General features: G+C 65.7%; 25 protein-coding genes and 2 tRNA genes. 19 read left to right on the top strand and 8 right to left on the bottom strand.

Annotation, left to right across the window (positions count from 1 at the left end; all coding sequences use genetic code 11):
• Nucleotides 1-44: 44 nt before the first annotated feature.
• Entirely contained in the window at nt 45-491 is a 447-nt protein-coding gene (locus BLT45_RS12680) for a ClpXP protease specificity-enhancing factor (protein WP_093300515.1), read from the top strand.
• Between the two features lie 21 nt (nt 492-512).
• Here the strand turns inward: BLT45_RS12680 and BLT45_RS12675 are convergent, their stop codons facing one another.
• From BLT45_RS12675 to BLT45_RS12665, 3 genes are read right to left on the bottom strand one after another with little or no spacing between them, the layout of a single operon-like run.
• Nucleotides 513-854, bottom strand: a complete 342-nt coding sequence (locus tag BLT45_RS12675) for a DUF3301 domain-containing protein (RefSeq protein WP_093300512.1) — start codon at nt 852-854, stop codon at nt 513-515.
• Nucleotides 851-1,717, bottom strand: a complete 867-nt coding sequence (gene nadC / locus BLT45_RS12670; protein WP_093300509.1) for a carboxylating nicotinate-nucleotide diphosphorylase — start codon at nt 1,715-1,717, stop codon at nt 851-853. The genes BLT45_RS12675 and nadC overlap by 4 nt, the downstream gene beginning before the upstream one ends.
• Nucleotides 1,714-1,983: a Trm112 family protein gene (locus BLT45_RS12665; RefSeq protein WP_093300506.1), complete on the bottom strand. Its 270-nt coding sequence runs from the start codon at nt 1,981-1,983 to the stop codon at nt 1,714-1,716. Before BLT45_RS12665 ends, nadC begins: the two co-directional genes overlap by 4 nt.
• 66 nt (nt 1,984-2,049) lie before the next feature.
• Here BLT45_RS12665 and purE point away from each other — a divergent pair, with 66 nt between their 5' ends.
• Nucleotides 2,050-2,559: a 5-(carboxyamino)imidazole ribonucleotide mutase gene (gene purE / locus BLT45_RS12660; RefSeq protein WP_093300503.1), complete on the top strand. Its 510-nt coding sequence runs from the start codon at nt 2,050-2,052 to the stop codon at nt 2,557-2,559.
• Nucleotides 2,556-3,698: a 5-(carboxyamino)imidazole ribonucleotide synthase gene (locus BLT45_RS12655; protein ID WP_093300500.1), complete on the top strand. Its 1,143-nt coding sequence runs from the start codon at nt 2,556-2,558 to the stop codon at nt 3,696-3,698. The genes purE and BLT45_RS12655 overlap by 4 nt, the downstream gene beginning before the upstream one ends.
• Before the next feature lie 68 nt (nt 3,699-3,766).
• Here BLT45_RS12655 and BLT45_RS12650 read toward each other — a convergent pair whose 3' ends face one another.
• Both BLT45_RS12650 and BLT45_RS12645 read right to left on the bottom strand, forming a co-directional pair.
• A complete protein-coding gene (locus BLT45_RS12650) occupies nt 3,767-4,192 on the bottom strand; it encodes a hypothetical protein (protein WP_093302024.1) in 426 nt (141 codons plus the stop codon).
• 156 nt (nt 4,193-4,348) lie between these two features.
• Complete coding sequence (locus tag BLT45_RS12645; RefSeq protein ID WP_093300497.1) at nt 4,349-4,927, bottom strand: superoxide dismutase; 579 nt, start codon at nt 4,925-4,927, stop codon at nt 4,349-4,351.
• Nucleotides 4,928-5,084: 157 nt separating this feature from the next.
• On the opposite strand from BLT45_RS12645, the gene grxD reads away from it, so the two are divergent.
• From grxD to ppnN, 5 genes are all read left to right on the top strand, one after another.
• Entirely contained in the window at nt 5,085-5,405 is a 321-nt protein-coding gene (gene grxD / locus BLT45_RS12640; RefSeq protein ID WP_056878201.1) for a Grx4 family monothiol glutaredoxin, read from the top strand.
• On the top strand, nt 5,402-6,148 hold the full coding sequence (locus tag BLT45_RS12635) for an SDR family NAD(P)-dependent oxidoreductase (protein ID WP_093300494.1): 747 nt from the start codon (nt 5,402-5,404) through the stop codon (nt 6,146-6,148). Before grxD ends, BLT45_RS12635 begins: the two co-directional genes overlap by 4 nt.
• Entirely contained in the window at nt 6,145-6,747 is a 603-nt protein-coding gene (locus BLT45_RS12630; protein ID WP_093300491.1) for a YhgN family NAAT transporter, read from the top strand. The genes BLT45_RS12635 and BLT45_RS12630 overlap by 4 nt, the downstream gene beginning before the upstream one ends.
• Before the next feature lie 261 nt (nt 6,748-7,008).
• Nucleotides 7,009-10,488 carry a TonB-dependent receptor gene (locus BLT45_RS12625; protein WP_254771882.1) on the top strand — a complete coding sequence of 1,160 codons (3,480 nt, stop codon included), beginning with the start codon at nt 7,009-7,011 and terminating at the stop codon, nt 10,486-10,488.
• Nucleotides 10,489-10,617: 129 nt separating this feature from the next.
• The gene (gene ppnN, locus BLT45_RS12620; protein ID WP_093300485.1) at nt 10,618-12,000 is read left to right on the top strand and encodes a nucleotide 5'-monophosphate nucleosidase PpnN; all 1,383 of its coding nucleotides are present in this window, start codon (nt 10,618-10,620) and stop codon (nt 11,998-12,000) included.
• Between the two features lie 4 nt (nt 12,001-12,004).
• Here ppnN and BLT45_RS12615 read toward each other — a convergent pair whose 3' ends face one another.
• Nucleotides 12,005-12,931 carry a sensor histidine kinase gene (locus tag BLT45_RS12615; RefSeq protein ID WP_254771881.1) on the bottom strand — a complete coding sequence of 309 codons (927 nt, stop codon included), beginning with the start codon at nt 12,929-12,931 and terminating at the stop codon, nt 12,005-12,007.
• A gap of 260 nt (nt 12,932-13,191) precedes the next feature.
• Between BLT45_RS12615 and BLT45_RS12610 the strand changes: the two genes are divergently transcribed.
• The 6 genes from BLT45_RS12610 to BLT45_RS12585 are packed head-to-tail and all read left to right on the top strand — an operon-like array spanning nt 13,192 to nt 19,729.
• On the top strand, nt 13,192-13,746 hold the full coding sequence (locus BLT45_RS12610) for a GspH/FimT family pseudopilin (protein WP_093300482.1): 555 nt from the start codon (nt 13,192-13,194) through the stop codon (nt 13,744-13,746).
• Nucleotides 13,747-13,767: 21 nt separating this feature from the next.
• Entirely contained in the window at nt 13,768-14,238 is a 471-nt protein-coding gene (pilV, locus tag BLT45_RS12605) for a type IV pilus modification protein PilV (RefSeq protein WP_093302016.1), read from the top strand.
• Nucleotides 14,235-15,302 carry a PilW family protein gene (locus BLT45_RS12600; RefSeq protein ID WP_093300479.1) on the top strand — a complete coding sequence of 356 codons (1,068 nt, stop codon included), beginning with the start codon at nt 14,235-14,237 and terminating at the stop codon, nt 15,300-15,302. Before pilV ends, BLT45_RS12600 begins: the two co-directional genes overlap by 4 nt.
• A complete protein-coding gene (locus tag BLT45_RS12595) occupies nt 15,302-15,853 on the top strand; it encodes a pilus assembly PilX family protein (protein ID WP_217629562.1) in 552 nt (183 codons plus the stop codon). The genes BLT45_RS12600 and BLT45_RS12595 overlap by 1 nt, the downstream gene beginning before the upstream one ends.
• 23 nt (nt 15,854-15,876) lie before the next feature.
• Nucleotides 15,877-19,251, top strand: a complete 3,375-nt coding sequence (locus BLT45_RS18655; protein WP_093302013.1) for a pilus assembly protein — start codon at nt 15,877-15,879, stop codon at nt 19,249-19,251.
• Nucleotides 19,252-19,261: 10 nt separating this feature from the next.
• Nucleotides 19,262-19,729, top strand: coding sequence for a type IV pilin protein (locus BLT45_RS12585; protein WP_093300472.1), 468 nt, complete (start codon nt 19,262-19,264; stop codon nt 19,727-19,729).
• A gap of 122 nt (nt 19,730-19,851) precedes the next feature.
• On the opposite strand, the gene BLT45_RS12580 is transcribed toward BLT45_RS12585, so the two are convergent.
• Both BLT45_RS12580 and BLT45_RS12575 read right to left on the bottom strand, forming a co-directional pair.
• Nucleotides 19,852-19,928, bottom strand: a tRNA-Asn gene (locus BLT45_RS12580).
• A 105-nt stretch (nt 19,929-20,033) separates the two neighbouring features.
• Nucleotides 20,034-20,621 carry a GspH/FimT family pseudopilin gene (locus BLT45_RS12575; RefSeq protein ID WP_093300469.1) on the bottom strand — a complete coding sequence of 196 codons (588 nt, stop codon included), beginning with the start codon at nt 20,619-20,621 and terminating at the stop codon, nt 20,034-20,036.
• 153 nt (nt 20,622-20,774) lie between these two features.
• Here BLT45_RS12575 and uvrB point away from each other — a divergent pair, with 153 nt between their 5' ends.
• The 5 genes from uvrB (at nt 20,775) to rpmI (ending at nt 26,175) form a co-directional block, all read left to right on the top strand.
• Entirely contained in the window at nt 20,775-22,796 is a 2,022-nt protein-coding gene (gene uvrB, locus BLT45_RS12570; RefSeq protein WP_093300465.1) for an excinuclease ABC subunit UvrB, read from the top strand.
• A gap of 76 nt (nt 22,797-22,872) precedes the next feature.
• Nucleotides 22,873-22,947, top strand: a tRNA-Val gene (locus tag BLT45_RS12565).
• Between the two features lie 233 nt (nt 22,948-23,180).
• Nucleotides 23,181-25,088, top strand: a complete 1,908-nt coding sequence (thrS, locus tag BLT45_RS12560; protein ID WP_093300462.1) for a threonine--tRNA ligase — start codon at nt 23,181-23,183, stop codon at nt 25,086-25,088.
• 50 nt (nt 25,089-25,138) lie between these two features.
• On the top strand, nt 25,139-25,663 hold the full coding sequence (gene infC / locus BLT45_RS12555) for a translation initiation factor IF-3 (protein ID WP_233210880.1): 525 nt from the start codon (nt 25,139-25,141) through the stop codon (nt 25,661-25,663).
• A gap of 314 nt (nt 25,664-25,977) precedes the next feature.
• Nucleotides 25,978-26,175, top strand: a complete 198-nt coding sequence (gene rpmI, locus BLT45_RS12550; protein WP_014160066.1) for a 50S ribosomal protein L35 — start codon at nt 25,978-25,980, stop codon at nt 26,173-26,175.
• Nucleotides 26,176-26,177: the final 2 nt, after the last annotated feature.

Below are 26,177 nucleotides of genomic sequence, written 5' to 3'. Positions count from 1 at the left end.
GCTTCGCGCGCGCACGCCTCTCGCGATCGGCTTCCGAGACCTCCATGACCGACGATTCTTCCCGCATGACCAGCCACCGCCCTTACCTGCTGCGGGCGCTGAACGAGTGGATCGCGGACAACGGGATGACGCCCCATCTGCTCGTGGACGCTACGCAGGCCGGCGTGCAGGTGCCGATGAGCGCGGTGAAGGAAGGCAAGGTGGTGCTCAACATCGCCGAGCGTGCGGTCGTGCGGCTGATGATCGACAACGAGGCGGTGAGCTTCACCGCGCGCTTCGGTGGCGTCAGCCATCCGGTCTACGTGCCGATCAGCGCGGTGCTTGCGATCTATTCGCGCGAGACGGGGCAGGGCATGGCGTTGCCCGACGACGTGGCGCCCGGCCCGGAGCCCGATGGCGACGATGATCCGCCTTCGCACGATACGCCGCCGGACGACGAGACGCCGCCGACGCCGGGCAAGCGGCCGCCGTTCCTGCGCGTGGTGAAGTGACCCGCTGCGGTCGCCGCGGCGTCAGTGCAGGTCGAGCGGCCTGACCGACGGCACGACAGGCCCCACGAACGACACCAGTTCGCCCTTGCGCAGCACGAGGCGGCCGACATGGCGATCGATCCCGTCATGCGAGTACTCGAAGCGGAAGCTGCGTTCGAAACCCAGCCAGCCGTCCTCGCCGCGGCACACGCGCAGGCCGGTCGCGTGCACGCTCTGGTCCAGCCAGATGACACCGGCAGCCTGGCAGGCGTTGCGGCCCACCACGCCGGCGCGTTCGGCCGCCGCACGTGCGGCGTTCCAGTATGCGAAGACCGCCGCCGCGGCGACCATCCACAACAGTGCGCTGAGCGGCGACATGTTCATGGCGCCGGGCCGAGCTTCATCGACAGGTCGATGGCGCGCACGTGCTTGGTGAGCCCGCCGATGGAAACGAAGTCCACGCCATCGGCGGCGATGCCCGCGAGCGTCGACATGTCCACGCCACCGGAGACCTCCAGCGGGATGCGTCCGTCATGCGGCGACGCCTTCGCGCGGCGCACGGCTTCGCGGCGCGTGTCGGCATCGAAGTCGTCGATCAGGATGCGCTCGCACCCCGCCGACAGCGCCTCGTCCAGCTGCGCCAGGGTCTCCACTTCGACGATGAGCGGCAGCGCGGGTTGGGCGGCGCGCGCGGCGCGGATGGCGGCCGTGAGCGAGCCCGCGGCGCGCACGTGGTTCTCCTTCAGCATCACCGTGTCGTACAGGCCGATGCGGTGGTTATGCCCGCCGCCGCAACGGACGGCGTACTTCTGCGCCAGGCGCAGGCCGGGCAGCGTCTTGCGGGTGTCGAGGATCGTGCAGCCGGTACCGCGGACGGCGTCCACGTACTGTGCGGTCGTGGTGGCGGTGCCGGACAGGGTCTGCAGGAAATTGAGTGCCGCGCGTTCGGCGGTGACCAGGGCGCGCGTGCGGCCCACCAGCGTGGCGAGCACGGTGCCCGCCGGCACGCGATCGCCGTCCTGCACGCGCCAGTCGATCCGCACGTCCGGATCCAGCGTGCGATGACAGGCGTCGAACCACGGCCTGCCCGCCACGATGGCCTCTTCCTTGCAGAGCAGGTAGGCGATGTCGGCGGTGTCCGGCAGCAGTGCGGCGGTAACATCGCCGGTGCCGACGTCCTCGGCCAGCGCGCGCGCGACGTCGTCACGGATCACGTCTTCCGGCGGCGGCGTCGGATGCGGGCTCATCGGGCGGGGAAATCGCCCGCCTGGGCGGTGGCGATGGCTTCCTCCGCGAGCAGCACGGGAATCCCGTCCTCCACGCGGTAGGCGGTCTTGCGATCGTGGGTGACCAGCGCCTCGCGCAGCGGTTCGGTGACCGCCGTGTCGTCGGCCCGCTTGACCTGCCCGCTGCCGATCGCACGGTTCAGCGCCTCCAGGCCGCGCGCATCGAGCACGGCCAGCGGTTGGCGGGTGGTGGGGCAGCACAGCAGGTCGAGCAGTTTGCGGTCCATGGAGGTCGGGACTCGGTCGGCGGTTCAGTCAGCGGGTAGAATACGTCTTTGCGACCGAGGACGGCCATGACCGCCAGCGTTTCCAGCCCCGTCGTGGGCATCGTGATGGGCTCACGCTCCGACTGGGAAACCATGCAGCACGCCGCGCAGAAACTCGATGCGCTGGGCGTGCCCTACGAAGTGAAGGTGGTCTCGGCGCATCGCACGCCCGACGTGCTGTTCTCGTATGCCGACGAGGCCGCCTCGCGCGGCCTGCGCGCGATCATCGCCGGTGCCGGCGGCGCAGCGCACCTCCCCGGCATGCTCGCGGCCAAGACCGCGGTGCCCGTGCTCGGCGTGCCTGTGCAGTCGAAGGCCCTCAACGGCATGGATTCGCTGCTGTCCATCGTGCAGATGCCGGCCGGCATCCCCGTGGCGACGTTCGCCATCGGCAATGCAGGCGCCGCCAACGCGGGCCTGTTCGCCGCGGCGTTGCTGGCGGCGGAGTACCCCGCGATCGGCGCGGCGCTGACCGCGTTCCGCGCGCGCCAGACCGACGACGTGATGGCGCACGACGACCCGCGCCAGCCGCTATGACCACGGTCGGCATCCTCGGCGGTGGGCAACTGGCCCGCATGCTGGCGCTGTCGGGCGCCCCCCTGGGCCTGCGCTTCCTGGTGATGGACACCGCGCCGGACGCGTGCGCGGGTCAGTTCGCGCCGCTGCTGGTCGGCGACTACCGCGATGAAGCGGCCCTGGCCGAATTCGCGTCGAGGATCGACGTCGCCACCTTCGATTTCGAGAACGTCCCCGCCGAAAGCGCGGAGTGGCTGGCGCAGCGCGTCCCCGTGTTCCCGAACCCGCGCGCGCTGGCCGTCGCGCAGGACCGGCTGGTGGAGAAGACGCTGTTCCGCGAACTGGATATCCCGGTGGGCGCCTTCGCCGATGTCGCCTCGCGCGAACAACTGCGGACGGAAGTCGAACGCCTCGGCGGCGCCTGCATCCTCAAGACACGCCGGTTGGGCTACGACGGCAAGGGCCAGTTCCGCCTGCGTTCCGTGGACGATGTCGATGCGGCATGGACGGCGCTCGGCGCGCAGGCGGCGACGGTCGGCCTGATCGTCGAGGCCTTCATCCCGTTCGAACGCGAGCTGTCGGTCGTGGCGGTGCGCGGGCGCGATGGCGAGTTCCGCACGTGGCCGCTGACCGAGAACTGGCACGTCGACGGCGTGCTGTCGGCCAGCCTGGCGCCGGCGCACATCGACGAAGCGCTGGCCCATGCCGCGCGCGAGCATGCGCGCAAGCTGGCCGAAGCGCTGGATTACGTGGGCGTGTTCGCGCTGGAGCTCTTCCATCGCGACGGCCATTGGCTGGCCAACGAGATGGCGCCGCGCGTGCACAACTCCGGACACTGGACGATCGAGGGTGCGGAAACCTCGCAGTTCCAGAACCACCTGCGTGCCGTGCTCGGCCTGCCGCTCGGCGACACGCGCGTGCTGGGACATGCGTGCATGTTGAACTGGATCGGCGAGATGCCTGCGGCGGCACCGGTGCTGCAGGAAGCCGGCGGTCACTGGCACGACTACGGCAAGGAGGCGCGGGCCGGACGCAAGGTAGGCCACGCGACCTTGCGGGCCGACGATGCGGAATCGCTCGCGCACGCGCTCGCACGCGTCGGCGTGGCGCTCGGCCGGCAGGCGCAGGTCGCGCCCGTCATCGCCCGCCTGACGGACTGACAGGACGCAACGCGTCTACAACAGAACGGCCGGCGTGACCGGCCGTTCTGCATTTCGCCACCGACGCGTTAGCGGCAGCGGCCGAAGCGGTCCGGCGACGCGCCCGGTCCACCCTTCGGGCCCGGCGGATTTTCCCAGTTGGTGCCCCGGCCGCCACGCGGACCGGGAGGATTGTTGTCGAGATCGAGCCAGCAACGCTTGGCCTGGTTCCACAGGCCGTAGCGAGGATGCCAGTAGCCGTAGTGGGGATTGAAGTAGTAGCCGTTCTTCACCACGGCGAACTCATAGCGTTTGCCGCCATGCCGGTACCAGCGGCGGTCGGGTGACGTGCCGGGACCGCCCCTCCAGCCGGGCGGATTCTCCCAGTTGGTGCCACGGCCGCCGGCCGGGCCGGGCGGGTTGTTGTCGCGGTCGCGTGGCGCGGCATCGGCGCTCGCCGACATCGCCATCAGGACGGTGAGCAGGGATCCAGCCAATCCGTATCGCAGTGCCATGGTGTTCTCCTCGGGGTGGGACCACGCCTCCGGAAACGCCTGCATGCTGGCGGCTGTTGACGCGCCGGTGGGCCGCATTCATCGGCCAGCCAGCGTCGCAAAAAAGAAAACGGCCGGGTTTCCCCGGCCGTTCGAACGTGCGGTGTCGGCGCGCGATCAGCGCAGGTTGCCGGCCACGAAGTCCCAGTTGACCAGGGCCCAGAACGACTCGACGTACTTCGGGCGCGCGTTGCGGTAGTCGATGTAGTAGGCGTGTTCCCACACGTCGATCGTCAGCAGCGGCTTGTCCTCGCCGGTCAGCGGGGTGGCGGCGTTGGAAGTGCTGGCCAGCGCCAGCGAACCGTCCGGGCGCTGCACCAGCCAGCCCCAGCCGGACCCGAAGGTGCCGATGGCGGTCTTGGTGAACTCTTCCTTGAACTTGGCGAAGTCGCCGAAGGTCTTGTTGATCAGCTCGGCCAGCTTGCCGGTCGGCTCGCCGCCACCGTTGGGCTTCAGGCAGTTCCAGTAGAAGGTGTGGTTCCAAACCTGCGCGGCGTTGTTGAACATGCCGCCCTGCGACTTGCGCACGATCTCCTCCAGCGACGCGTCGGCGAACTCGGTGCCTTCGATCAGCTTGTTGAGGTTGTCCACGTAGGTCTTGTGGTGCTTGCCGTAGTGGAAGTCGATGGTCTCGCCGGAGATGTGCGGCTCCAGGGCGGTGCGGTCGTAGGGCAGGGGGGGCAGTTCGATGGCCATGGCTCGGTTCCTTACGCTAGGCGGGTCAAGGGGCATGCCGGGCACCGTCGGAGCGATGCGAAGGCTTACAATGGGCAATCCGCCGGCAGGGCCTGCGGAGCGGACCGAAAGTGTACCCGACGGTGGTTGCCAAACCGTCAAGGAAGGAGAAATCAGCATGCCGGTGATGGAACGCATCCAGGCCGAAGTGGATGGCCACCCGATCGTCCTTTTCATGAAGGGCACGCCGCAGTTCCCGATGTGCGGCTTTTCCAGTCGCGCCATGCAGGCGTTGCGCGAAGCCGGTGCCGAACATCTCTACACGATCAATGTGCTCGAGGAGCCCGAGATCCGCGCGAACCTGCCGCGTTTCTCGAACTGGCCCACCTTCCCGCAACTCTTCATCAACGGCGAGCTGATCGGCGGCTGCGACATCACGCTCGAATTGCACGAGTCGGGCGAGCTGCAGCGCATCGTGGCCGAGGCGCTGTCTCCGTGAGCCTGGTCGGATTGCCTACCCGCGCGCCGCGCGCGCTGGACGGGCGCGTGATCCTGGTCAGTGGCGCGCATGGTGGGCTGGGCAGCGCAGCCGCGGTCGCGAGCGCGCAGGCGGGTGCCACCGTCGTGTTGCTGGGCCGCAAGGTGCCGAAGTTGAATCGCGTGTACGACGCGGTGGCGCAGGCCGGGGCGGAGCCGCTGCTGTATCCCTTGGATCTCGAAGGCGCCACGCCCGACGACTATGCGGAGCTCGCCGATCGCCTCCGTGCCGAACTGGGTCGACTGGATGGCGTGTTGCATTGCGCGGTGGAGTTCAAGGGGCTGACGCCGCTGGAGCACACCGACCCTGCGGCGTTCGCGCGTGTCATGCACGTCAATCTGACGGCCCCCTGGTGGTTGTCGCAGGCCTGCCTGCCGCTGCTGCGCCAGTCCGCGGATGCGGCGCTCGTCTTTGCACTGGACGACCTCGAGCGCGTCGGCCAGGCCTACTGGGGTGCCTACGGCATCGCCGAACACGGTTTGGCCGCGATGGTCGGCATGCTGCATGCCGAACTGGCAACCTCGTCCGTGCGCGTGTCGGCCCTGCAACCCGGCCCGATGCGGACCGGGCTGCGCGCGCGCGCCTATGCCGACGACAACGACCTGCAGGCCCGTGAGGCGGTCGACTACGCCGGGGCCTGTGTCACCTTGCTGTCATCTGCCGGTGCCGCCCACCGCGGCCAGGTCTGGAAAGTGCGCGCATGACCATCCTCTCGGCCGCCATGCTGCTGTTCCTGATCCTGGACCCGCTGGGCAACATCCCGGTGTTCCTCAGCGTGTTGAAGCCGCTGCCGACGCGCCGCCAGCGCATCGTGGTGGTCCGGGAGCTGCTGATCGCGCTGGTCGTGTTGATGCTGTTCCTGTGGTGTGGCAAATACGCCCTGGACCTGATGCACCTGCGCCAGGAGTCGGTGGCCATCGCCGGCGGCATCGTGCTGTTCCTGATCGGCGTGCGGATGATCTTCCCGCGCCCTGAAGGCCTGATGGGCGAGACCCCCGGCGGCGAGCCCTTCATCGTGCCGCTGGCCATCCCGCTGGTGGCCGGCCCGTCGGGGATGGCCGCCGTCATGCTGATGGGCAGTTCCGAGCCGGACCGGCTGGCCGACTGGAGCTTGGCCCTGCTGATCGCCTGGGCGGCCACGGCGACGATCCTGATTTCGGCCACCGTGCTCTACAAGTGGCTTGGGCGGAGTGTGCTGACAGCGATCGAGCGGCTAATGGGCATGCTTCTTGTCGCCATCTCCGTACAGATGGTCCTCGATGGGGTCGGGACCTACCTCAAGCTGACGCCCCCCAATATCTGACGTCCGGCGGCCCGCCCGCGGGCCCTTCGGCCGGGTTTCCAGCGCCCCCGGGACGGGGCGGGGCTGTCATGTTGCACCGCGGGAATTTGTCATGCCGCGGTCACAAAATGGTCCTATCGTGTTAACCTGTTATTAACCTCCGCGGACGCCGCGTGGGCCATGGGAACCCCTAGCACGCCCTCTTGAACCGACCCCACCGGCCGGTTCCGCACGTCTTGTCAGCCGCTTCGCCACATCACTCCCGTACCTGAGGTTTATCCGATGAACCAATCCCGTCGTCTTCGCATGTCCAAGCTCAGCCTTGGCCTCGTTGCCGCACTCGCCGCCGCGCCTGCCTTCGCGCAGAGCACCTCGGCCGGTGTGGGCGGCCTGGTCACCGACAATGGCGGCCAGCCCGTCGCCGGCGCCGAGGTGACCATCACCCACGTCGAATCCGGTACCGTCAGCCGCGCCACCACGGATGCCAGCGGCCGTTACACGGCACGCGGCCTGCGCGTCGGCGGTCCCTACCAGGTGATCATCACCAAGTCGGGTTCGGGCACCAAGACCGAAGACAACGTCTTCCTGCAACTGAACCAGACCAGCACCGTCAATGCCGCGCTGACCGGCGACCTGACCACGCTGGAAACCGTCACCGCCGTGGGCTTCACCGGTGGCTCGGAAGTGTTCAGCGCGACCAAGATGGGCTCGGGCACCAGCGTCGACCAGGTGACGATCCAGTCGCTGCCGTCGGTCAACGGCAACATCCAGGACTACATGCGCCTCGATCCGCGCGTGACCTTCAGCGACCGCGCCTCGGGCAGCATCACCGCCGGTGGCCAGAACCCGCGTTTCAACAAGATCACCATCGACGGCGTGTCGGCCAGCGACACCTTCGGCCTGGAAGGCAACAACATGCCGACCCAGCGCCAGCCGGTGTCGATGGAGGCCATCGAGGCCATCGACATCAACCTGTCGAACTACGACGTGACCATGTCGGGTGCCGCCGGCGCCAACGTCAATGCCGTCACCAAGTCGGGCACCAACGAATTCCACGGTTCGGTCTACGGCAGCTACCGTGACGGCGACTGGTTCGGCGACTACCCGGCGCGCGTCGCCGGTTCCACCATCGACGTGACCGGCCAGAAGTTCGACGAATTCGACGACGAGAGCACCTGGGGCGTGACCCTGGGCGGCCCGATCATCAAGGACAAGCTGTTCTTCTTCGCCAACTACGAGAAGTTCAAGCAGACCAACATCGGCCCCGCCGGCAAGACCCTGGGCACCAATCCGCTCGCGGACAGCAACGCCCAGTTCACGGCCGCCGAAGTGGCCGAAGTCCAGCGCATCGCGCGCGAGGAGTGGGGCTTCGAGCCGGGCGACCTGACCGGCGGCGGCGACACCGAACTCGAAGAGTACGCACTGAAGCTCGACTGGAACATCAGCGACGCCCATCGCGCCAGCCTGCGCTACAGCAAGCTCGAGCAGAACCGCGTGCGTCCGGAAGCCTCCACCGCCAGCATCCTGGCGTTGAGCTCGAACTGGTTCAACCACGTCAAGACCGTGGAGAGCTACGTCGGCCAGCTGTTCAGCGACTGGTCCGACACCTTCTCGACCGAGTTCAAGGTGTCGTACCGCGACTACTCGGCGGTCCGCGTCAGCCCGACCACCGCGCCGACGATCCAGGTCTATTTCGACGACCGCATCGCCGGCAACGGCAATGACAACCCGATCGGCACCACGAGCAACAGCATCAACGGCCTGGACGCGATCCGTCTCGGCACCGAGCGCAGCTCGCCCGGCAACGCCCTGCTGACCGAGACCTGGAACTACTTCGGTTCGGCCACCTGGACCGTGGGCGACCACGACCTCAAGTTCGGCGCCGAGTACAGCGAGAACGAGATCTACAACTTCTTCCTGCAGGACTCGTGGGGCAACTACAGCTTCTACGTGCCGCGCGGCGTGGATCCGGACGGTGCCGGTCCGTTGTGGGGCCCGGCCAATTTCAGCAACCTGATCGCCGGCCGCTACTTCGACTACGACCTGCAGACGAACCCGGCCGATCCGAATGCGATCGCAGCGCGCTACAAGAACAAGAGCCTGGGCTTCTTCGTCCAGGACACCTGGTACGTCACCCCGAACCTGACCCTGACCCTCGGCGTGCGTGCCGACAAGCCGGAAGCCAGCCCGAACCCGCCGTTCAACGAGTGCTTCGCCGCGGCCCCGGGTACGGTCAACGCCGCCTGCGGCACCGGTTACGTCGGCGGCTTCGGCATCGCCAACAACAACACCTACAACGGCGACTACATCATCCAGCCGCGCTTCGGCTTCAACTACACCTTCGACTGGGAGCGTCCGGCCCAGCTGCGCGGCGGTGTCGGTCTGTTCCAGGGTGACGCGCCGCAGGTGTGGGTGGGCAATGCCTACAGCAGCACCGGTATGAACTACACCTCGTATCAGAACTACACCAACCCGACGCTCGTTCCGTTCAGCCCGGATGGCCTGAACCAGAACGTTCCCCCGGGTGGTTCGGGCGTGCGCAACGTCAACGCCATCAGCAGCGACTTCGAGCTGCCGTCGGTCTGGAAGGCGAACCTGGCCATCGACGTCGAGACCCCGTGGAACGGCGTCGTCGCGTCGGCGGAACTGCTGCTGACGGACGTCAAGAACGGCCTGTTCTACCGCACGCTCAATGTCGGCCCGGGTTACATCGGTCCCGATGGCCGCGTGCTGTACTGGAACCCGGCCAGCGGTCGTCCGTTCGGCAACACCGGCGCCGGTACCGGCGCGCTGGCGCCCAATGGCGCGCGCTTCGGCCGCAACGGCTACTTCGGTGACGTGTTCCTGCTCGAGAACACCAACAAGGGCAAGGGCCAGCAGCTGACGGTCTCGCTGTCCAAGCCGTTCTCGACCGAGAGCGACTGGTCGTGGACCTTGGGCTACACGCGTACCAACGCCGAGGAAGTGTCGGCGCTGACCAGCTCGACCGCCGGTTCGGGCTACGGTTCGCAGCTGGGCTACAACATCAACGAGCCGACCAGCTCGACGGCCCGCTACGAGATCAAGGACCGCTTCAGCGGTTCGGTGAACTGGTCGCACAAGTTCTTCGGCGACTACGCGACCCAGGTCGGCCTGTTCTACGAAGGCCGCAGCGGCCGTCCGTACAGCTACATCTTCAACGGCGACGCCAACGGCGACAACCGCACGTTCAACGACCTGTTCTACGTCCCGAACGGTCCGGGCGACGTGCGCTTCGGCACCATGAACGCCGCGGGCACGTACTTCGGCTGCTCGGCGCTGAACTCCGCCGGTACCGCGTGCGCCCCGACCGCCGTTTCGGCCGCCGCGATGGAAGCGCAGTTCTTCGCATGGCTGGAGCAGCAGGATGGCCTGAACCGCTACAAGGGCAGCTACGCGCCCGAGAACGGCTTCCGCTCCGGCTGGGTCAATACCTTCGACATCCGCATCAGCCAGGAACTGCCCGGCTTCATGAAGGGGCACAAGTCGAAGATCTGGCTCGACATCCAGAACGTCGGCAACCTGATCAACAAGGATTGGGGCCACGTCCTGGACTACGGCTTCAACGCCAACAACGCCGTGGCGTCACTGGTCGGCATCTCCAACGGTCAGTACGTGTACAACTACCGTGGCGGCACCGAGTTCGGCCAGGCGACCGCGTTCGGCATCCCGACCAACGCGGACAGCCAGACCAACGGCATCGCGCAGTGGTCGCTGCAGCTGGGCGTGCGTTACGAGTTCTGATCCTCGGAACGCGCTAGACGTGTGACGGAAACGGCCGGGGCGACCCGGCCGTTTCTTTTTGGGCAGGCTCCTCTTGCCCCCGGGACTGCGCTAAAGTCCCGCCCCTGACGACGGAAAACAGGAAAACCCATGAGCGAAACGGCATCGAGGGCGTTGCCGGTACAGGACGCGCGGATCTATCCGCGCGGCGGACTGGACGTGCTTTCCCGCGCCGAAGTGGCGCGCCTGCGTGACGCCTCCTCCGGTGGCATGCACGAGTTGCTGCGGCGGTGCGCCCTGGCCGTGCTGACCAGCGGCAGCGCTTCGGACGATCCGCGCGCGGCGCGCGATCTCTACCCCGACTTCGACATCCAGGTCCTGCAGCAGGACCGCGGCGTGCGCATCGACCTGATCAACGCGCCTGCGATGGCGTTCGTGGATGGCGAGATCATCCGCGGCGTCGCGGAACTGCTGTTCGCCGTGGTGCGCGACCTGGCGTACACCGCGATCGAACTGGGGCCGGAATACGCGGCCGATCTCGAATCGTCGGCGGGCATCACCAACGCCGTGTTCGGGCTGCTGCGCAACGCGCGCATCCTCAAGCCCACCGATCCCAACCTGGTGGTCTGCTGGGGCGGCCACTCGATCTCGCGCGACGAGTACCTCTATACGAAGCAGGTCGGCTACGAGCTGGGCCTGCGTGGCCTCGACATCTGCACCGGCTGCGGCCCGGGTGCGATGAAGGGGCCGATGAAGGGCGCGACCATCGCGCACGCGAAGCAGCGTCGCGCGAAAACCCGCTACATCGGCGTGACCGAGCCCGGCATCATCGCCGCCGAATCGCCGAACCCGATCGTCAACCACCTGGTCATCATGCCGGACATCGAGAAGCGCCTGGAGGCCTTCGTCCGCATCGGCCACGGCATCCTGGTGTTCCCCGGTGGCGTCGGTACGGCGGAAGAAATCCTGTACCTGCTGGGCATCCTGCTGCACCCGGACAACGCGCACCTGCCTTTCCCGCTGATCCTCACCGGCCCGACCATCGCGGCGCCGTACTTCGAGCAGATCGACCGCTTCATCCGGCTGACGCTGGGCGACGCGGCCGCCGAGCGCTACGAGATCGTCATCGGCGATCCGGTGGCCGTGGCGAAGAAGATGGTGGCCGGCATCCGTCGCGTGCGGGAGTACCGCATCGAGCACAAGGATTCGTTCTTCTTCAACTGGGCGATCCAGATTCCCGAGGATTACCAGCAGCCTTTCGTTCCCACCCATGAGGCGATGGCCGCGCTGCAACTGCGTCCGGGCCGGGCGGTGCACGACCTGGCGGCCGATCTGCGCCGTGCGTTCTCGGGCATCGTGGCGGGCAATGTGAAGGAGGACGGCATGCGCCGGATCGAGGAGTTCGGTCCCTTCGAGATCCATGGCGACGCCGCGATGATGCAGGCCCTCGATGCCCTGCTGCGCGCCTTCGTCGAGCAGCGGCGCATGAAGATCGCGGGCGAGTACAAGCCCTGCTATCGCGTGGTGACCTGAGCCTTCATGGCATCGGCAGGCGGAGGACGGCCGTGTAGCGTCCGTCCTTCATCTGGGTTTCCACGCCGCCGAGCCCCTGCGTCATCGCCTGGATGCGCGCCCGCACCGAGCTGAGCCCGACCTGGTGGCCGGCGGTCGGGCGCACGGGCGCAGTGGGCAGGGCATTGCTGACGAGCACCTGGACGAACCCTTCGGCCTGCGTCACCTCCACGCTGATGTCGCCGCCATCTGCTGCAGGCTCGACGCCGTGTCGAACCGCGTTTTCCACGAGTGGCTGTACTGAGAGCGCCGGCACCCGGACTTGGGGTAGGGCGTCGGGAAGGTGCCACTTCACCCGTAGGCGGTTACCGAAGCGCAAGCCCTCTATCTCGAGGTAGCGTCGCGTGAGCGCCAACTCGTCCGCCAAGCTGATTTCACGGGGGCCCGCGAGCGCGGCACGGAACAGATCCGACAGGTCTAGGAGCAGTCGTTCGGCCTCTTCAGGCCGCTGGTGGACGAGCGCGGCGCCGGTATTGAGTGTGTTGAACAGGAAGTGCGGGCGGATGCGGGCCTGCAGTGCCTCCAGTTCGGCTTGCTTGGCACGGACAGCAAGTTGGCGTGTGCGCCAGTGATTGTGAAAAGCGGCTAGACCCAGCAGGCCCACCGTCAAGGCGATCCCGCCGCACAGCAGGAAATCCTGGCTCCAGAACCCGCCTTCGGGAGTCCACTCATCGCCGAACACCCACCGTGCAAGTGCCATGGCCAGCCCGGTGAAGATCAAAAGCAGCGTGATCGAAAGATTGGCGATCCAAGTCGGCCTGACGTTGGCCAGGCGGTCGCGCAGCACATAAAGCGTGGCTAGGGTCAGCACCAGAACCCATTGGATCAGCAACGAAGCAAGCCCGAAATAGATCAGGCGGTCGAAGGAGAGTCCGGGCGCCAGCGACAGCATGACAGCCAGGCCCTCCCCCGCCAGCATGCCCCAGAGGATGACCTGGGGCTGCCACAACGCCTCCAGAGGAGTCAGGGTGTCTCTACTCGGGCTCAAGGCGGAGGGCAATGGGTACGGTGAGGCAAATAATGCCTGTTTGCGCGCCGCAAAGGCAGCGGGCGCGCCGTTGGCGGGCCGTGGACGCCCGTTTATCGGGCCCGCGCTGACATCCCCGCGGGGCAGGGTTTAGATTGCGTCCAATCAAAAAGGGATGGGGTCCCATGCTGCCATTCGGCTGCCAATCCGGGCGGAAGTGCGATAGCGCGAACCGCGACCAACGAGGCTTCACCCTGATCGAGCTGATGATCACGCTGGCGGTCCTGGCCGTGCTGCTGGTCCTGGCGGTGCCCAGCTTCACCAGCTTGATCAACGCTAACCGTCTGACGGGCCAAGCGAACGAACTCGTGGCCGATCTGCAGTTCGCACGTTCCGAAGCGATCCGGCGAAACCAGCGGGTCACGCTGTGCCCCAGTACGGACGATGTCAATTGTGGAGGAGGCAACTGGGGGAGGCGCATCATCGTGGCGCCCTTGGGTGCGGGCACCGAGGTCGTCCGGGTCACCCGTTCCCGGCCGAATGTCACCGTTGCAGGGGCTGCCGCCAGCGTGGTGTTCCGCCCGGACGGACTGGCACGCGACGCAGCGGGCCAACTGGTCAATACCACCCTGCGCCTGTGCCTGGATACGACCCGCCCCGCAGAAAATGTCCGCCAGATCACGCTCGCCGCGGGAGCACGCGTGGCCACGCTCGCGCCTGTCGCGGGCACTTGCCCCTGACGGCCAACAGGAATGGAACGCATGAAGATGCAGTCAAGCAATCGATCCGCAAGCACTCAGCGGGGCGCTAGCCTCATCGAGGTCATGGTATCCGTGCTGATCATGGGCGTCGGGCTGCTTGGCATCGCCGCGATGCAAGCGACCGCGCTGCGCAACAGCCAGAGTTCACTGGAGCGCAGTCAGGCGGTAATCCAGAGCTATACGATCCTTGAGGCCATGCGCGCGAATCCCGCGGGTGTGGCGGCGGCACAGTACAACATGGTGCAGACCTGCAATCCGCCAGCGGCCAACGGAACACTGGCGGGCCAGGATCTTCGTGACTGGATCGCTTCCCTGGAGCAGTCGTTGGGCAATACCCCCAATACCTGCGGGACGGTGGCCTGCGTCGCCACGAATTGCGTGGTCACCGTGCAGTGGGACGATAGCCGAGGGGCTGACGGCGCCGGCGCCGGAAGCACCACATATCGCATTGCCACCAGGACGCAGCTATGAAAAGGACGCCGGTTCGTATTCCGCGCACGCGGCGCCAGGTCGAGGGCCTGAGCCTGATCGAGATGATGGTCGCGCTGCTGCTCGGCCTGTTGGTCGTCAGTGCCGCGATCGGCATCTTTGTTTCGAACCAACAGGCTTACCGCGCGACAGAAAGCCTCGGTCGTGTGCAGGAGAACACGCGCATGGCGTTCGAGGTCATGGCGCGCAACGTCAGGGAGGCAGGTGGCAACGCCTGCAACAGTTCCAACTCGACACCCATGATCAACCTGCTCAATACGCCAGCCAATCGCTGGTGGAGCCGTTGGGGCGTGACGCCAGCCAATGTCGCGTTGGGCAGCGGACTTATCGGCATCGACGCCGGTGCCGTGACCGACGCGATCAATGTCGGTGGCAATGCGGCCGACCGTGTGGCGGGCACACCGGCGTTGATCACGCTGGCGGCGGAGCAGCGGGTAGCCACGGTGGTCTCGCACACGCCGGCAAACCAGACCTTCACGGTCCAGAACGCGAATCACGGGTTCCAGACCGGCGATGTGCTGGTCGTCTGCGGCCAGGATTCGGACATGGTGTCGATGGCGAGCGCTGGCGGTGCGGGTGTAGGCACGGTACGCATGGCGGGCCTCTTCCAGATGACGAACGCCGCCGGCGGCACGACGATTCGCAACACGGCGAGCGGCACGCCCGGTAATGCTTCTTCCAACCTTGGGCCCGGCGGCAGCGTCTTCACGTACGGTCCCAACGCCTCCATTTCACGGGTACAGGCTTCGGTCTGGTACATCGGCAATGGGACCGATGCGGCCAACGGCCAATCGCTCTATCAGCTGAATCTGGCCGCAAATGGCGCGGCCGTTGCCCAGGAGATCATCCAGGGGGTCAACGGCCTGACGCTTACCTATCTGCTCCCCGGCGCGAATCAATACGTCGCGGCAGGCGCGATTCCCGCCGCGCGTTGGCCGGAGGTGACTGCCGTTCGCATCGATCTGGCACTGCGCGCCAACGTTGGCGGCGGCCAGATCAATCGAAATCTCGTGCAAGTAGCGAATCTGCGCAACAGGAGCCTGTAATGCCGTCGATGAAATCCAATCGCAGCGGTCAACGTGGCGCGTCGCTGGTGATCGTGTTGATCTTGCTGCTGGTCATGACCCTCCTGGGCCTGGCCGTACTGCGAGGCGCTCTCCTGGAGGAGCGCATGAGTGCCAACCTGCTCGATCGCAGCCAGAATTTCCAGGCAGCGGAGGCCGCCCTGCGTGATGCGGAGGCGAGGCTCCTGGCTAACCAGTGGGGCGTCAATCCTCCGGCCGCGGGTGCTGCTTGCACCAATGGCATGTGTGGCGTACCGGCGGCGGCGGTCGCCGATCGCGCGACTGACCCGACGTTCGCCGGATGGCAGGCTTCGGTGGTGAACGTCAACAACGGCATCGGTGCGCAACCTGTCCAGCCGCAGTTCTTCATCGAACACGCCGGCTGGGTCGAAACCTGGTTCGAATGCAACGAAATCGGCAGCAAGTACCGGGGCACGGAACTGTGCATTCGGCCGATCTACAAGGTGACTGCGCGCAGCGAGGCCAATGGCCGCGCCAGCGTGCTCCTGCAGTCTAGCTTCGTGGCGCCATGAGCATCATGGCAATGGAGTCGAACATGAAGAAGTTCGCGACAGTCCGCCCCCTGAAGAAGGTCGTCGAGCGCACGCGTGCCGGCATGGCTGCCTTCCTGGCCACATTGCTGGCGCTGCCGGCCCACGCGGGCATCATCGTGCCCAATGACCCGCTGCAGTCGACGGGCCGAGTGCCGCCCAACATCATGTTCATCCTCGACAACTCCACGTCGATGAGCAGCACGGATGGCTGGCAAATGGACAATCCGGACGTGACGTCGATTACCGGCGGCAGCATCCAGAGCATCGACATCCGTCCCGACACCGACACATCGGATACGTACACGGGCATCAAGTACAACACGTATGTCGGCAACACGGTCTATTACAATCCCTACGTCACCTACTTGCCGTGGATGCTGGCGGACGGCACCCGTAGAAACACCGGAATGGCGTACGGCACCGCACATAGCGACCTTGCCACGCCCACGGGTAGCAAGAATCTCCAGCTATTGGAGCGCGTGTTTTACGTACCGAAAGCGGGCACGACCGGAACTGGTCTGAGTGACGCGACCAACTACTGGCGATACGTCATTCGTACGAATGGCCGGGTCGTGCGCAGCGAGCGGCGGCAGAATCTCAACGGAAACGAGGGCCTCACCGGGGTAGGTTGCAGTACAAGTGCCACCGGCTGGCAGTGGAAGAATTGCACGTACTTGCCGGCGGCAGACTTCGGCCGGACCGAGGATCAGGAAAAGACCAACTACGCGATCTGGTTCTCATATCACTCGACCCGCGCGAAAGCGGCCAAGGCGGGTGCCAGCGAGGCGTTCGCGGGTCTGGGCGAGAACGTGCGCGTGGGCTTCCGCACGATCAATGGCTCCTCGTTCAATTACAACATCCCAGTCGGCGACGGCAATGAGGGCCGGTTCAGCGGTACCGCTCGTACGACGTGGTACCAGCGCCTGCACAATGCCACCAATACCGGTTCGACCCCGCTGCATCCAGCCCTTGCCGGCGTCGGCCAGTACTTCTCTGATTCCACCAATACGGGTCCTTACGGCCCACAATCCGGCGCGGCTCAATACGCGTGCCGCCAGAATTTTGCGATCTTGACCACCGACGGTTACTGGAACCAGAGCAACACGGGTTACGCCAATTCCGACAACGAGGCAGGCCCGGCGCACGCGCAAGCGGCGACCGAGGCCAACCCGAAGTCGTTCAACTACGATCCCGTGCTGCCCTATGCGGGCGCAGACGCCAGCACGCTGGCCGACGTCGCGATGCAGTATTGGAAGACCGACTTGCGTGCCGGCACGACTGCGCTGGACAACATCGTGCCGACCAGCGACGAGAATCCTGCCTTTTGGCAACACATGGTGACATTCGGCATTTCGATCGGCTTGCGCGGGTCGATCGATCCCGATGGGCCGCTGCCGGGCCAGCCCGGAGGTGCCGCTGCCTGGCCGAATCCCAACGATGCGGCTGACCTTCATCGTATCGACGACCTGCTGCACGCAGCGGTCAACAGCCGCGGCAAGTTCCTCAGTGCCTCCAATCCGCAGGAATTCACTTCCGGCCTGGTGGGTGCGCTGAACACCATCAATAGCCGAACCGGCTCGTATTCCAGCCTCGGCGCCAACGCGACCCGGCTGGACTCTGGCACGCGCTCCTACCAGGCACAATTCACGCCTGCCGGCTGGTGGGGTGACCTGGTGGCGTATCCCGTGTCGAGCGCGGGCGTGGACAGAACCGCGCCGATCTGGCGAGCCGCCGATGGCATTCCGGCGACCGGCCGTACCGTGCTTACGATGGACACGACGACCAACGCGGGGGCGCTGTTCCCGACTGCGACGCAGATTGCTGCCTTGGGCCGTAGTACTGCGCCGGCGGTCAGTGGTGCGAACAATGCCGCCTACATCGCCGGCAATCGCACGCTCGAAGGCGGCGCCGGTGGGCTGCGCACGCGCGTCAAGCTGCTGGGCGATATCGTCAATTCGTCGCCCGCTTACGACGCGAGCACCCAGACGATCTATGTCGGTGCCAACGACGGCATGTTGCACGCCATCAACGCGAGCAACGGCCAAGAGCGATTCGCCTACGTGCCGGGTGGCATCAACCTGTCCTATCTGGCCATGCTGAGCGACCCTGCTTATGAGCACCATTACTTCGTGGATGGCCCGATCACCTTGTCCACGCGTACGCATTCACCGACGGGAACCCAGCTCGTCGGGGCCTTGGGGCGTGGCGGCAAGGGTATCTATTCGCTGGACGTCAGCAGCCCGGGCAGTTTCAACGCCGCCGCGGTCAAGTGGGAGCGATACGAGACGCCGGGGAGCAACATGGGCCTGGTCGTGGGCCAGCCGCTGATCGCCAACCTCAACAATGGCGACGTGGGCGTGATCGTGCCCAATGGCATCAACAGTGCGGGCGATCGTGCCGCCTTGCTGGTGTACCGCCTGAGCGACGGAGCCCTGCTTGCGGAGATAAACACCGGCGTAGGCAGTGCCGCGGCGCCGAACGGCATGTTTTCCGCGACCGTCCGCGACATCGATGGCAATGGCACCGCGGACTATGTCTATGCCGGGGACATGCAGGGCAACCTGTGGCGCTTCGATCTGCGCGCATCGTCCACGACGACGTGGACCAATGCCAGTAGCCGTGTGGCCATGTATACAGCGGTCAATGATGCAGGGCAGCGCCAGCCGATCACCGCTGCGCCCACCGTGGTCCGGAATCCCGCCACCTTCGAACTGTGGGTCTTCTTTGGCACGGGTCGGTTCATCAACGAAGACGACGTGATCAGCCTGCAGGTCCAAAGCCTGTATGGCATCAAGGACAGCGCCACCGCAGTGGCGGGCCGCACTGCGCTGCAGCGCCGTACCATCGCGACGGCGAGCGGCAATTCGCGTGCCTTCGAGCCTAATACGCCGCTGCCGGCGGGCAGGTTGGGGTGGTACATCGATCTTGTCGATCCGCCGTATCCGCCGGGGACTGCACGAGGCGAGCGGGTATTTGCCGATCCGCAGGTCGTCGCGGGGGCCCTGATCGTGTCCAGCTCGACCCCGAGTCGGGATCCATGCAGGCCGGGCGGCACCGGCTATCTGAACGCCTTGGACGCCTTTACCGGGACCAGTTTGACCACCTCGCTGTTCGATCTGGACGGTGATGGCATTTTCGATGACGAGACGATCACCGATGCCAGCGGGAATCCGATACCGATTGGTTCGGTGGCGCTGGACGGAATGGGTACGCAGGGCGCTATTTTCACTGGCGGCGGCGGGAGCCCGGGCGGCGGCGGGGGTGGCGGAGGAGGTCTCATCTGCGTCAGCATCTCCGACGCCTCAGTTGAGTGCGAACGCATCCGCGAACTGCGCCGTGTCGGCCGAGTATCGTGGCGCGAAATCATCAGGGACTAGGTAGCCAGACATGCACACGATATTCCGCCGCATTCGCCGCCCCGTATCGCTCGCCACCCGCGATGCGGCAGGCTTCACACTGATCGAGCTCCTGATCACGATCGCGATCGTGGCCATTCTCGCCACGATCGCTTACTCGACTTACCAGGATTTCATCGTCCGGAGCCGCCGTGCGGCTGGCGCCGCGTGCCTGCAGGAGCGGGCGCAGTTCATGGAAAGGTTCTACACGACGAATCTCGCCTATGTCTCGGCAGCGGGTGTCGCCGCACCGATTGCGCAGTGCGATGCCGAGATTTCCCCGCACTACCAGATCCAGTATCAGGTGACGCCCACAGCGGCAGCCCCGCGGGTTTACACCTTGCGTGCGGTTCCCCAGGCTGGCCAAGCCACTCGGGATACGGCTTGCGGCACGCTCACGATCACGCAGGCCGGCGTTCGAGGCAGAACGGGCGCGGCACCGGTAACCGATTGCTGGTGATTCCGGACGGACGTCGGGGACGGCGCCAAAGAGGCGCCGTCGGTCCCATTGCGATCGTTAATCGGCTGGAACATCGCGTGGGCCAATAAAAAAGCCTGCGATCGCTCGCAGGCTCTGAATCTTGGCGCCCGAAGTTGGACTCGAACCAACGACCCCCTGATTAACAGTCAAGTGCTCTAACCGGCTGAGCTATTCGGGCGGGGCGCGTATTGTAGCGGTGGGTTCCCCGCCACGGCAAGTCATCCGGGATGGACGCGGTAGGCGCTTTCCCTTCGGGCTGGAGCTGGCCCGCAAAACCTTGAATTCAAAGCCCGGCCGAGGTTTCGCCGCACGGTTCTGAATCGCTGGGTCGAGCCGTGCGGACGCGGCCGGCATTGTTGATGACCACCAGGCCGCTGACCTCCCCGTCGTAGCAGACCCGCAGCGTCAGGTTGCTGCCTGAACTGTAGCCCGTCGGGAGGTAACGCAGTTGACGCCGCCCGGCCGTGGACAGGATGCGAAGGTGGGGACTGCGTGGCGCGCTGTCATTGCGGTAGATGTCTATGGCTTCGTCGGGCTGGCGGTTGCCGTCAGGGTCGCGGAACGTCAACCAATGGTCGCTCCAGTCACTGTCCTCGCGGCACAGCCCATCGCCGCCGCTGGGGCAAATGACGACAGGGACGTTGTGTGTGATCGCCGTGATACGCGCGGACGCGAAGTGGGAGGTTAGCAGGTGCAACGTGGCATCGACACGGCTTCGCCGCGAAAGCGCATGGAATGATGGAATCGCGAGCGCGGTCAGGATGGCGACGACCGCCAGGGCGACGGTAATCTCGATCAGGGTAATGCCGCGCGCGCGGGCAGGGCGGAAGTACGGACTCCTTGGAACCGTTGACGCTGGCATCCTTGCCATGACGTATGTCCTTGATTCAATCGGCGGCTCCAGCCTGGTCTGGCCGCCAGCGCCGCGCCATCAGGTCAGCTCCTGTCCGCGTGTAGGGATTCACCGGCAAAGCCGTCACGTCACCGCCGCTATACTCTCCAGTCGACTTCCTGGCGACCTGAAATGACCGATCGTTTCCAGCTTGTTTCGCCCTATTCCCCGGCAGGCGACCAGCCCCAGGCCATCGAGAAGCTGGTGGAGAACTTCGAGGCCGGCGTGGCGAAGCAGACGCTGCTGGGCGTGACGGGTTCGGGCAAGACCTACACGGTGGCCAATGTCGTGCAGCGCATCCAGAAGCCGACTTTGGTGATGGCGCCCAACAAGACGCTGGCGGCGCAGCTCTACGGCGAATTCAAGGCTTTCTTCCCGCACAACGCCGTCGAGTATTTCGTCAGCTATTACGATTATTACCAGCCCGAGGCCTACGTGCCGTCGAGCGACACCTTCATCGAGAAGGACAGCTCGATCAACGAGCACATCGAGCAGATGCGGCTGGCCGCCACCAAGACGTTGCTGTCGCGTCCGGACGCCCTCGTGGTCGCGACGGTATCCGCGATCTACGGCCTGGGTGCGCCGGAAGACTACCTGTCGCTGAGACTCATCCTGTCGCTGGGCGAGCGCATCGACCAGCGCGACCTGATCCGCCACCTGACCCAGCTCCAGTACAGCCGCAACGAGTACGAACTGCAGCGCGGCACCTTCCGCGTCCGCGGCGAGATCATCGACGTGCATCCGGCCGAAAGCGATGCGGAAGCCCTGCGCATCGAGCTGTTCGATGGCGAAGTCGAGGGGTTGAGCCTGTTCGATCCGCTTACCGGCGAGTCGCTGCGCAAGCTGCAGCGCTACACGGTTTATCCGAAGACCCACTACGCCACGACGCGGGAGCGCGTGCTGTCCGCCATCGACACCATCAAGGTCGAGCTGAAGGACAGGCTGGAGCAGCTGTACGCACAGAACAAGCTGGTGGAGGCGCAGCGCCTGGCGCAGCGCACCCAGTTCGACGTGGAAATGATGGCGGAAGTGGGCTTCTGCTCGGGGATCGAGAACTACTCGCGCCATCTGACCGGCAAGGCGCCCGGCGAGCCGCCGCCGACCCTGTTCGACTACCTGCCCGCCGACGCGCTGCTGGTCATCGACGAATCCCACGTGACCATTCCGCAGATCGGGGCCATGTACAAGGGTGATCGCTCGCGCAAGGAAACGCTGGTGGAATTCGGCTTCCGGCTGCCCTCGGCGCTGGACAACCGGCCGTTGCGCTTCGAGGAATGGGAAGCGCGTTCGCCACGCAGCATCTACGTGTCCGCGACGCCAGGGCCGTACGAACTGCGCGAATCGGGAGAAGAGATCGTGGAGCTGGTGGTGCGGCCCACCGGCCTGATCGATCCGGAGGTGGAGATCCGTCCGGTCGGCACTCAGGTCGACGACCTCCTGTCCGAAATCAATCTGAGGGTCTCTTGGGGCGATCGCGTGCTGGTGACCACGCTCACCAAGCGTATGGCCGAGAACCTCACCGAGTATCTGGGCGAGCACGGCATCAAGGTCCGTTACCTGCATTCGGACGTGGACACCGTCGAGCGCGTGGAGATCATCCGTGACCTCCGTCTGGGCAAGTTCGATGTGCTGGTGGGCATCAATCTGCTGCGTGAAGGCCTGGACATGCCCGAGGTGTCGCTGGTGGCGATCCTGGACGCCGACAAGGAGGGCTTCCTGCGTTCGACCGGATCGCTGATCCAGACCATCGGCCGTGCCGCGCGCAACCTGCGTGGCAAGGCGATCCTGTACGCGGACCGCATCACCCGCTCGATGCAGGCGGCGATGGATGAAACCAGCCGTCGACGCGAGAAGCAGGTGGAGTACAACGCGGCCCATGGCATCACGCCCAAGTCCGTCGCCCGGCCGATCGTGGATATCCTGGAAGGCGCGCGCAGCGAGGCGGCCAGCGAAGGCAAGGGTGGCCGGGGCAAGGCGCGCCGTGTGGCCGAGGAACCGGCCGAGTACGGGGTGATGGATCCGGCGAAAGCAGTGGCCCGGATCAAGACGCTGGAGCAGCAGATGTACCAGCACGCCCGCGACCTGGAATTCGAGGATGCCGCGCGCTTGCGCGACCAGATTCAGCGCCTGAAGGAGGCCAGCCTGGGCGGCTGAGACCTCGGGCGCGGCCCCCCGGTTGTCGGCGACCCCGCTTCCGGGCTAGAATTCGCGCCCCTGCAAAGGGCAGACCGGGCGGTTAGCTCAGCGGTAGAGCACTACCTTGACATGGTAGGGGTCACAGGTTCGAACCCTGTACCGCCCACCACGCTTCCAGAGCGTGGATTCCGGTGATCCGGGCCTTCCCTTCGCGCCATCCGCATTCACGAGGTGGCCCGCGGAAACGCCGGCCGAGCGTGCGACATGAGCACTACCACCGCCTGAACCTGGTACTGCCCGAGGCACTGCATTCGTAGGCGCCCTCGCGGCGCTTTTTTCATGTCCGTATCCCTGCCTGGCGGCTTCGAGCGCCGGCGCCCTCCCAGATCGAGTCCGCACCCGATGATCAGCATCACGCTCCCCGACGGCAGCCGCCGCGAGTTCGAGAACCCAGTTTCCGTCATGCAGGTGGCGCAGTCCATCGGCGCGGGCCTGGCCAAGGCCACCGTGGCCGGCGCCGTCGATGGCGTGCTGGTCGATGCCAGCGACGTCATCGACCATGACGCCGCGCTGCGCATCATCACGCCGAAGGACGAGGAGGGCGTGGAGATCATCCGTCACTCGTGCGCCCACCTGGTCGGCCACGCGGTCAAGCAGCTGTACCCGGACGTGAAGATGGTCATCGGCCCGGTCATCGCCGAGGGCTTCTACTACGACATCTACAGCGAGCGCCCGTTCACGCCGGAAGACCTGGCGGCGGTCGAGCAGCGCATGCAGGAACTGATCGCGCAGGACTACGACGTCATCAAGAAGGTGACGCCGCGCGCCGAAGTGATCGACGTCTTCAAGGCCCGCGGCGAGGAGTACAAGCTGCGCCTGATCGAGGACATGGGCCCGGAAGTGACGGCCATGGGCCTGTACTACCATCAGGAATACGTGGACATGTGCCGCGGCCCGCACGTGCCGAATACGCGCTTCCTGAAGGCGTTCAAGCTGACCCGCATCTCCGGCGCCTACTGGCGCGGCGACGCCAAGAACGAGCAGCTGCAGCGCATCTACGGCACGGCCTGGGCCGACAAGAAGCAGCTGGAGGCCTACATCCAGCGCGTCGAGGAAGCCGAGAAGCGCGACCACCGCAAGATCGGCAAGCAGCAGGAGCTGTTCCATCTGCAGGAAGAGGCGCCGGGCCTGGTGTTCTGGCACCCGAAGGGCTGGGCCATCTGGCAGGTGGTCGAGCAGTACATGCGCAAGGTCTACCGCGACAGCGGCTACCAGGAAGTGCGCTGCCCGCAGATCCTCGACGTCGCCCTGTGGAAGAAGTCGGGCCACTGGGACAACTACAAGGAAAACATGTTCTTCAGCGAGTCGGAGAACCGCACCTACGCGGTCAAGCCGATGAACTGCCCGGGCCATGTGCAGGTGTTCAACCAGGGCCTGCACAGCTACCGAGACCTGCCGATCCGCTACGGCGAGTTTGGCGCCTGCCACCGAAACGAGCCGTCCGGCGCGCTGCACGGCATCCTGCGCGTACGCGGTTTCACCCAGGACGACGGACACATCTTCTGCACCGAGGACCAGATCGAGGCCGAAGTCACGGCGTTCCACCAGCAGGCGCTGAAGGTATACGCGGACTTCGGTTTCGAGGACATCCAGATCAAGATCGCCCTGCGGCCGGAGTCGCGCCTGGGCGACGACGCCACCTGGGACAAGGCCGAGGCCGCCCTGCGCGCCGCCCTGCGCAGCTGCGGGGTGGAGTGGCAGGAGCTGCCGGGCGAGGGCGCCTTCTATGGGCCGAAGATCGAGTACCACCTGAAGGACGCCATCGGGCGGACCTGGCAGCTGGGCACGATGCAGGTGGACTTCATGATGCCGGGCCGCCTGGGTGCCGAATACGTGGACGAAAACAGCCAGCGCCAGCAGCCGGTCATGCTGCACCGGGCCATCGTGGGCTCGATGGAGCGGTTCATCGGCATCCTGATCGAGCACCATGCTGGTGCATTCCCGTCCTGGCTGGCCCCCCAGCAGGCCGTCGTGATGAACATCACCGACGCCCAGGCCGATTACGTGGCCGAGGTCCGGAAAACCCTTGCAAATCAAGGCTTCCGGGTAGCGGCCGATTTGCGGAACGAGAAGATCGGCTATAAGATTCGCGAGCACACGCTGCAGCGGGTGCCATACCTGCTGGTGGTCGGAGACCGCGAGAAGGAAAATGGCGCCATCGCCGTGCGTACGCGTTCGGGAGAAGATCTCGGCAGCATGTCCGTTGCCGCCTTCGCCGAACGTTTGCGGAACGAGCACGCCGCGCAATAATTGGTTCCGGTCCCTCGAGGACCGGCGCACTCATCCCTGGAGACTGCAACATCAGCATCCCTGACAACAAGCAAAACCGCAAAAACCACGAGATCCGCGTGCCGCGGGTGCGCGTGATCGGTTCCGATGGCGAGATGATCGGCGTGCTCACGCGCGACGAAGCCCTGGCCAAGGCGGAGGACGAAGGCTTGGATCTGGTCGAGATCCAGCCCAACGCCGAACCGCCCGTCTGCAAGATCATGGACTTCGGCAAGTTCAAGTTCGAAGCGCAGAAGAAGGCCAACGAGGCCAAGAAGAAGCAGAAGCAGGTCGAGATCAAGGAACTGAAGTTCCGCCCCGTCACCGACGAGGGCGACTACCAGATCAAGATGCGCAACATCCGCCGCTTCCTGGAAGAGGGCGACAAGGTCAAGGTCAACATCCGCTTCCGTGGCCGCGAAATGAGCCACCAGGAGCTGGGTCGCGAGATGGCTGCGCGCATCGAGGCCGAGCTGGGCGACGAGATCGTCATCGAGTCGCGTCCGCGCCTGGAAGGCCGCCAGATGGTCATGATGATCGCGCCGAAGAAGAAGTGATCCCGGCCGCCTTTGGCGCAGGATCCGCGGGAGGGCGCCGAGAGGCGCCCTTGCTGTTTCCGGCAACCGCCATCAGCGGGCTAAGTGGCCGGATTTGCAAGAAAAAACGGCAACGGGCATAATACGCGGCCCGGTACGCCGGGAGGCTGCTCGCAGCCGATGGACCCGTTGGGGGTTCCTCTTCGGAATCAACGACTTACAAGCCGATATGGGCATGGATGGAAAGAGTGGCCTTTCAATCTTCGCGGCAAAGCCGCAAAGCATTGAAAGGACGCCGCCCGGATCAGTGACATAAACCCGTCAAGGACATAGCAATGCCCAAGATCAAGACCCACCGGGCGGCGGCGAAGCGTTTTCGCAAGACCGCATCCGGCAAGTTCAAGGCTGGCCACGCCAACCGTAGCCACATCCTCACCAAGAAAGCGACCAAGCGTAAGCGCGGCCTGCGTGCGACGAATATCATTCGCGCCGAGGACAGCGGCCGTTTGAACCGCATGCTTCCCTACCTCTGAGG

The organism is Pseudoxanthomonas sp. CF385, from assembly GCF_900104255.1.
In the GTDB taxonomy this organism is placed as follows: domain Bacteria; phylum Pseudomonadota; class Gammaproteobacteria; order Xanthomonadales; family Xanthomonadaceae; genus Pseudoxanthomonas_A.
The sequence above is the reverse complement of the archived record's forward strand: the minus strand, read 5'-3'. Positions and strand labels throughout refer to the sequence as shown.

Coding starts and splice junctions, on each gene's coding strand:
- pilV (WP_093302016.1), top strand. CDS start 13,768: ATGAAGATGCAGTCAAGCAATCGATCCGCAAGCACTCAGCGGGGCGCT.
- BLT45_RS12665 (WP_093300506.1), bottom strand. CDS start 1,983: ATGGACCGCAAACTGCTCGACCTGCTGTGCTGCCCCACCACCCGCCAA.
- thrS (WP_093300462.1), top strand. CDS start 23,181: ATGATCAGCATCACGCTCCCCGACGGCAGCCGCCGCGAGTTCGAGAAC.
- grxD (WP_056878201.1), top strand. CDS start 5,085: ATGCCGGTGATGGAACGCATCCAGGCCGAAGTGGATGGCCACCCGATC.
- uvrB (WP_093300465.1), top strand. CDS start 20,775: ATGACCGATCGTTTCCAGCTTGTTTCGCCCTATTCCCCGGCAGGCGAC.
- BLT45_RS12575 (WP_093300469.1), bottom strand. CDS start 20,621: ATGGCAAGGATGCCAGCGTCAACGGTTCCAAGGAGTCCGTACTTCCGC.
- rpmI (WP_014160066.1), top strand. CDS start 25,978: ATGCCCAAGATCAAGACCCACCGGGCGGCGGCGAAGCGTTTTCGCAAG.
- BLT45_RS12625 (WP_254771882.1), top strand. CDS start 7,009: ATGAACCAATCCCGTCGTCTTCGCATGTCCAAGCTCAGCCTTGGCCTC.
- ppnN (WP_093300485.1), top strand. CDS start 10,618: ATGAGCGAAACGGCATCGAGGGCGTTGCCGGTACAGGACGCGCGGATC.
- BLT45_RS12680 (WP_093300515.1), top strand. CDS start 45: ATGACCGACGATTCTTCCCGCATGACCAGCCACCGCCCTTACCTGCTG.
- BLT45_RS12585 (WP_093300472.1), top strand. CDS start 19,262: ATGCACACGATATTCCGCCGCATTCGCCGCCCCGTATCGCTCGCCACC.
- BLT45_RS12600 (WP_093300479.1), top strand. CDS start 14,235: ATGAAAAGGACGCCGGTTCGTATTCCGCGCACGCGGCGCCAGGTCGAG.
- BLT45_RS12655 (WP_093300500.1), top strand. CDS start 2,556: ATGACCACGGTCGGCATCCTCGGCGGTGGGCAACTGGCCCGCATGCTG.
- nadC (WP_093300509.1), bottom strand. CDS start 1,717: ATGAGCCCGCATCCGACGCCGCCGCCGGAAGACGTGATCCGTGACGAC.
- BLT45_RS12630 (WP_093300491.1), top strand. CDS start 6,145: ATGACCATCCTCTCGGCCGCCATGCTGCTGTTCCTGATCCTGGACCCG.
- BLT45_RS12615 (WP_254771881.1), bottom strand. CDS start 12,931: ATGCTGTCGCTGGCGCCCGGACTCTCCTTCGACCGCCTGATCTATTTC.
- BLT45_RS12645 (WP_093300497.1), bottom strand. CDS start 4,927: ATGGCCATCGAACTGCCCCCCCTGCCCTACGACCGCACCGCCCTGGAG.
- purE (WP_093300503.1), top strand. CDS start 2,050: ATGACCGCCAGCGTTTCCAGCCCCGTCGTGGGCATCGTGATGGGCTCA.
- BLT45_RS18655 (WP_093302013.1), top strand. CDS start 15,877: ATGAAGAAGTTCGCGACAGTCCGCCCCCTGAAGAAGGTCGTCGAGCGC.
- BLT45_RS12595 (WP_217629562.1), top strand. CDS start 15,302: ATGCCGTCGATGAAATCCAATCGCAGCGGTCAACGTGGCGCGTCGCTG.
- BLT45_RS12675 (WP_093300512.1), bottom strand. CDS start 854: ATGAACATGTCGCCGCTCAGCGCACTGTTGTGGATGGTCGCCGCGGCG.
- BLT45_RS12610 (WP_093300482.1), top strand. CDS start 13,192: ATGCTGCCATTCGGCTGCCAATCCGGGCGGAAGTGCGATAGCGCGAAC.
- BLT45_RS12650 (WP_093302024.1), bottom strand. CDS start 4,192: ATGGCACTGCGATACGGATTGGCTGGATCCCTGCTCACCGTCCTGATG.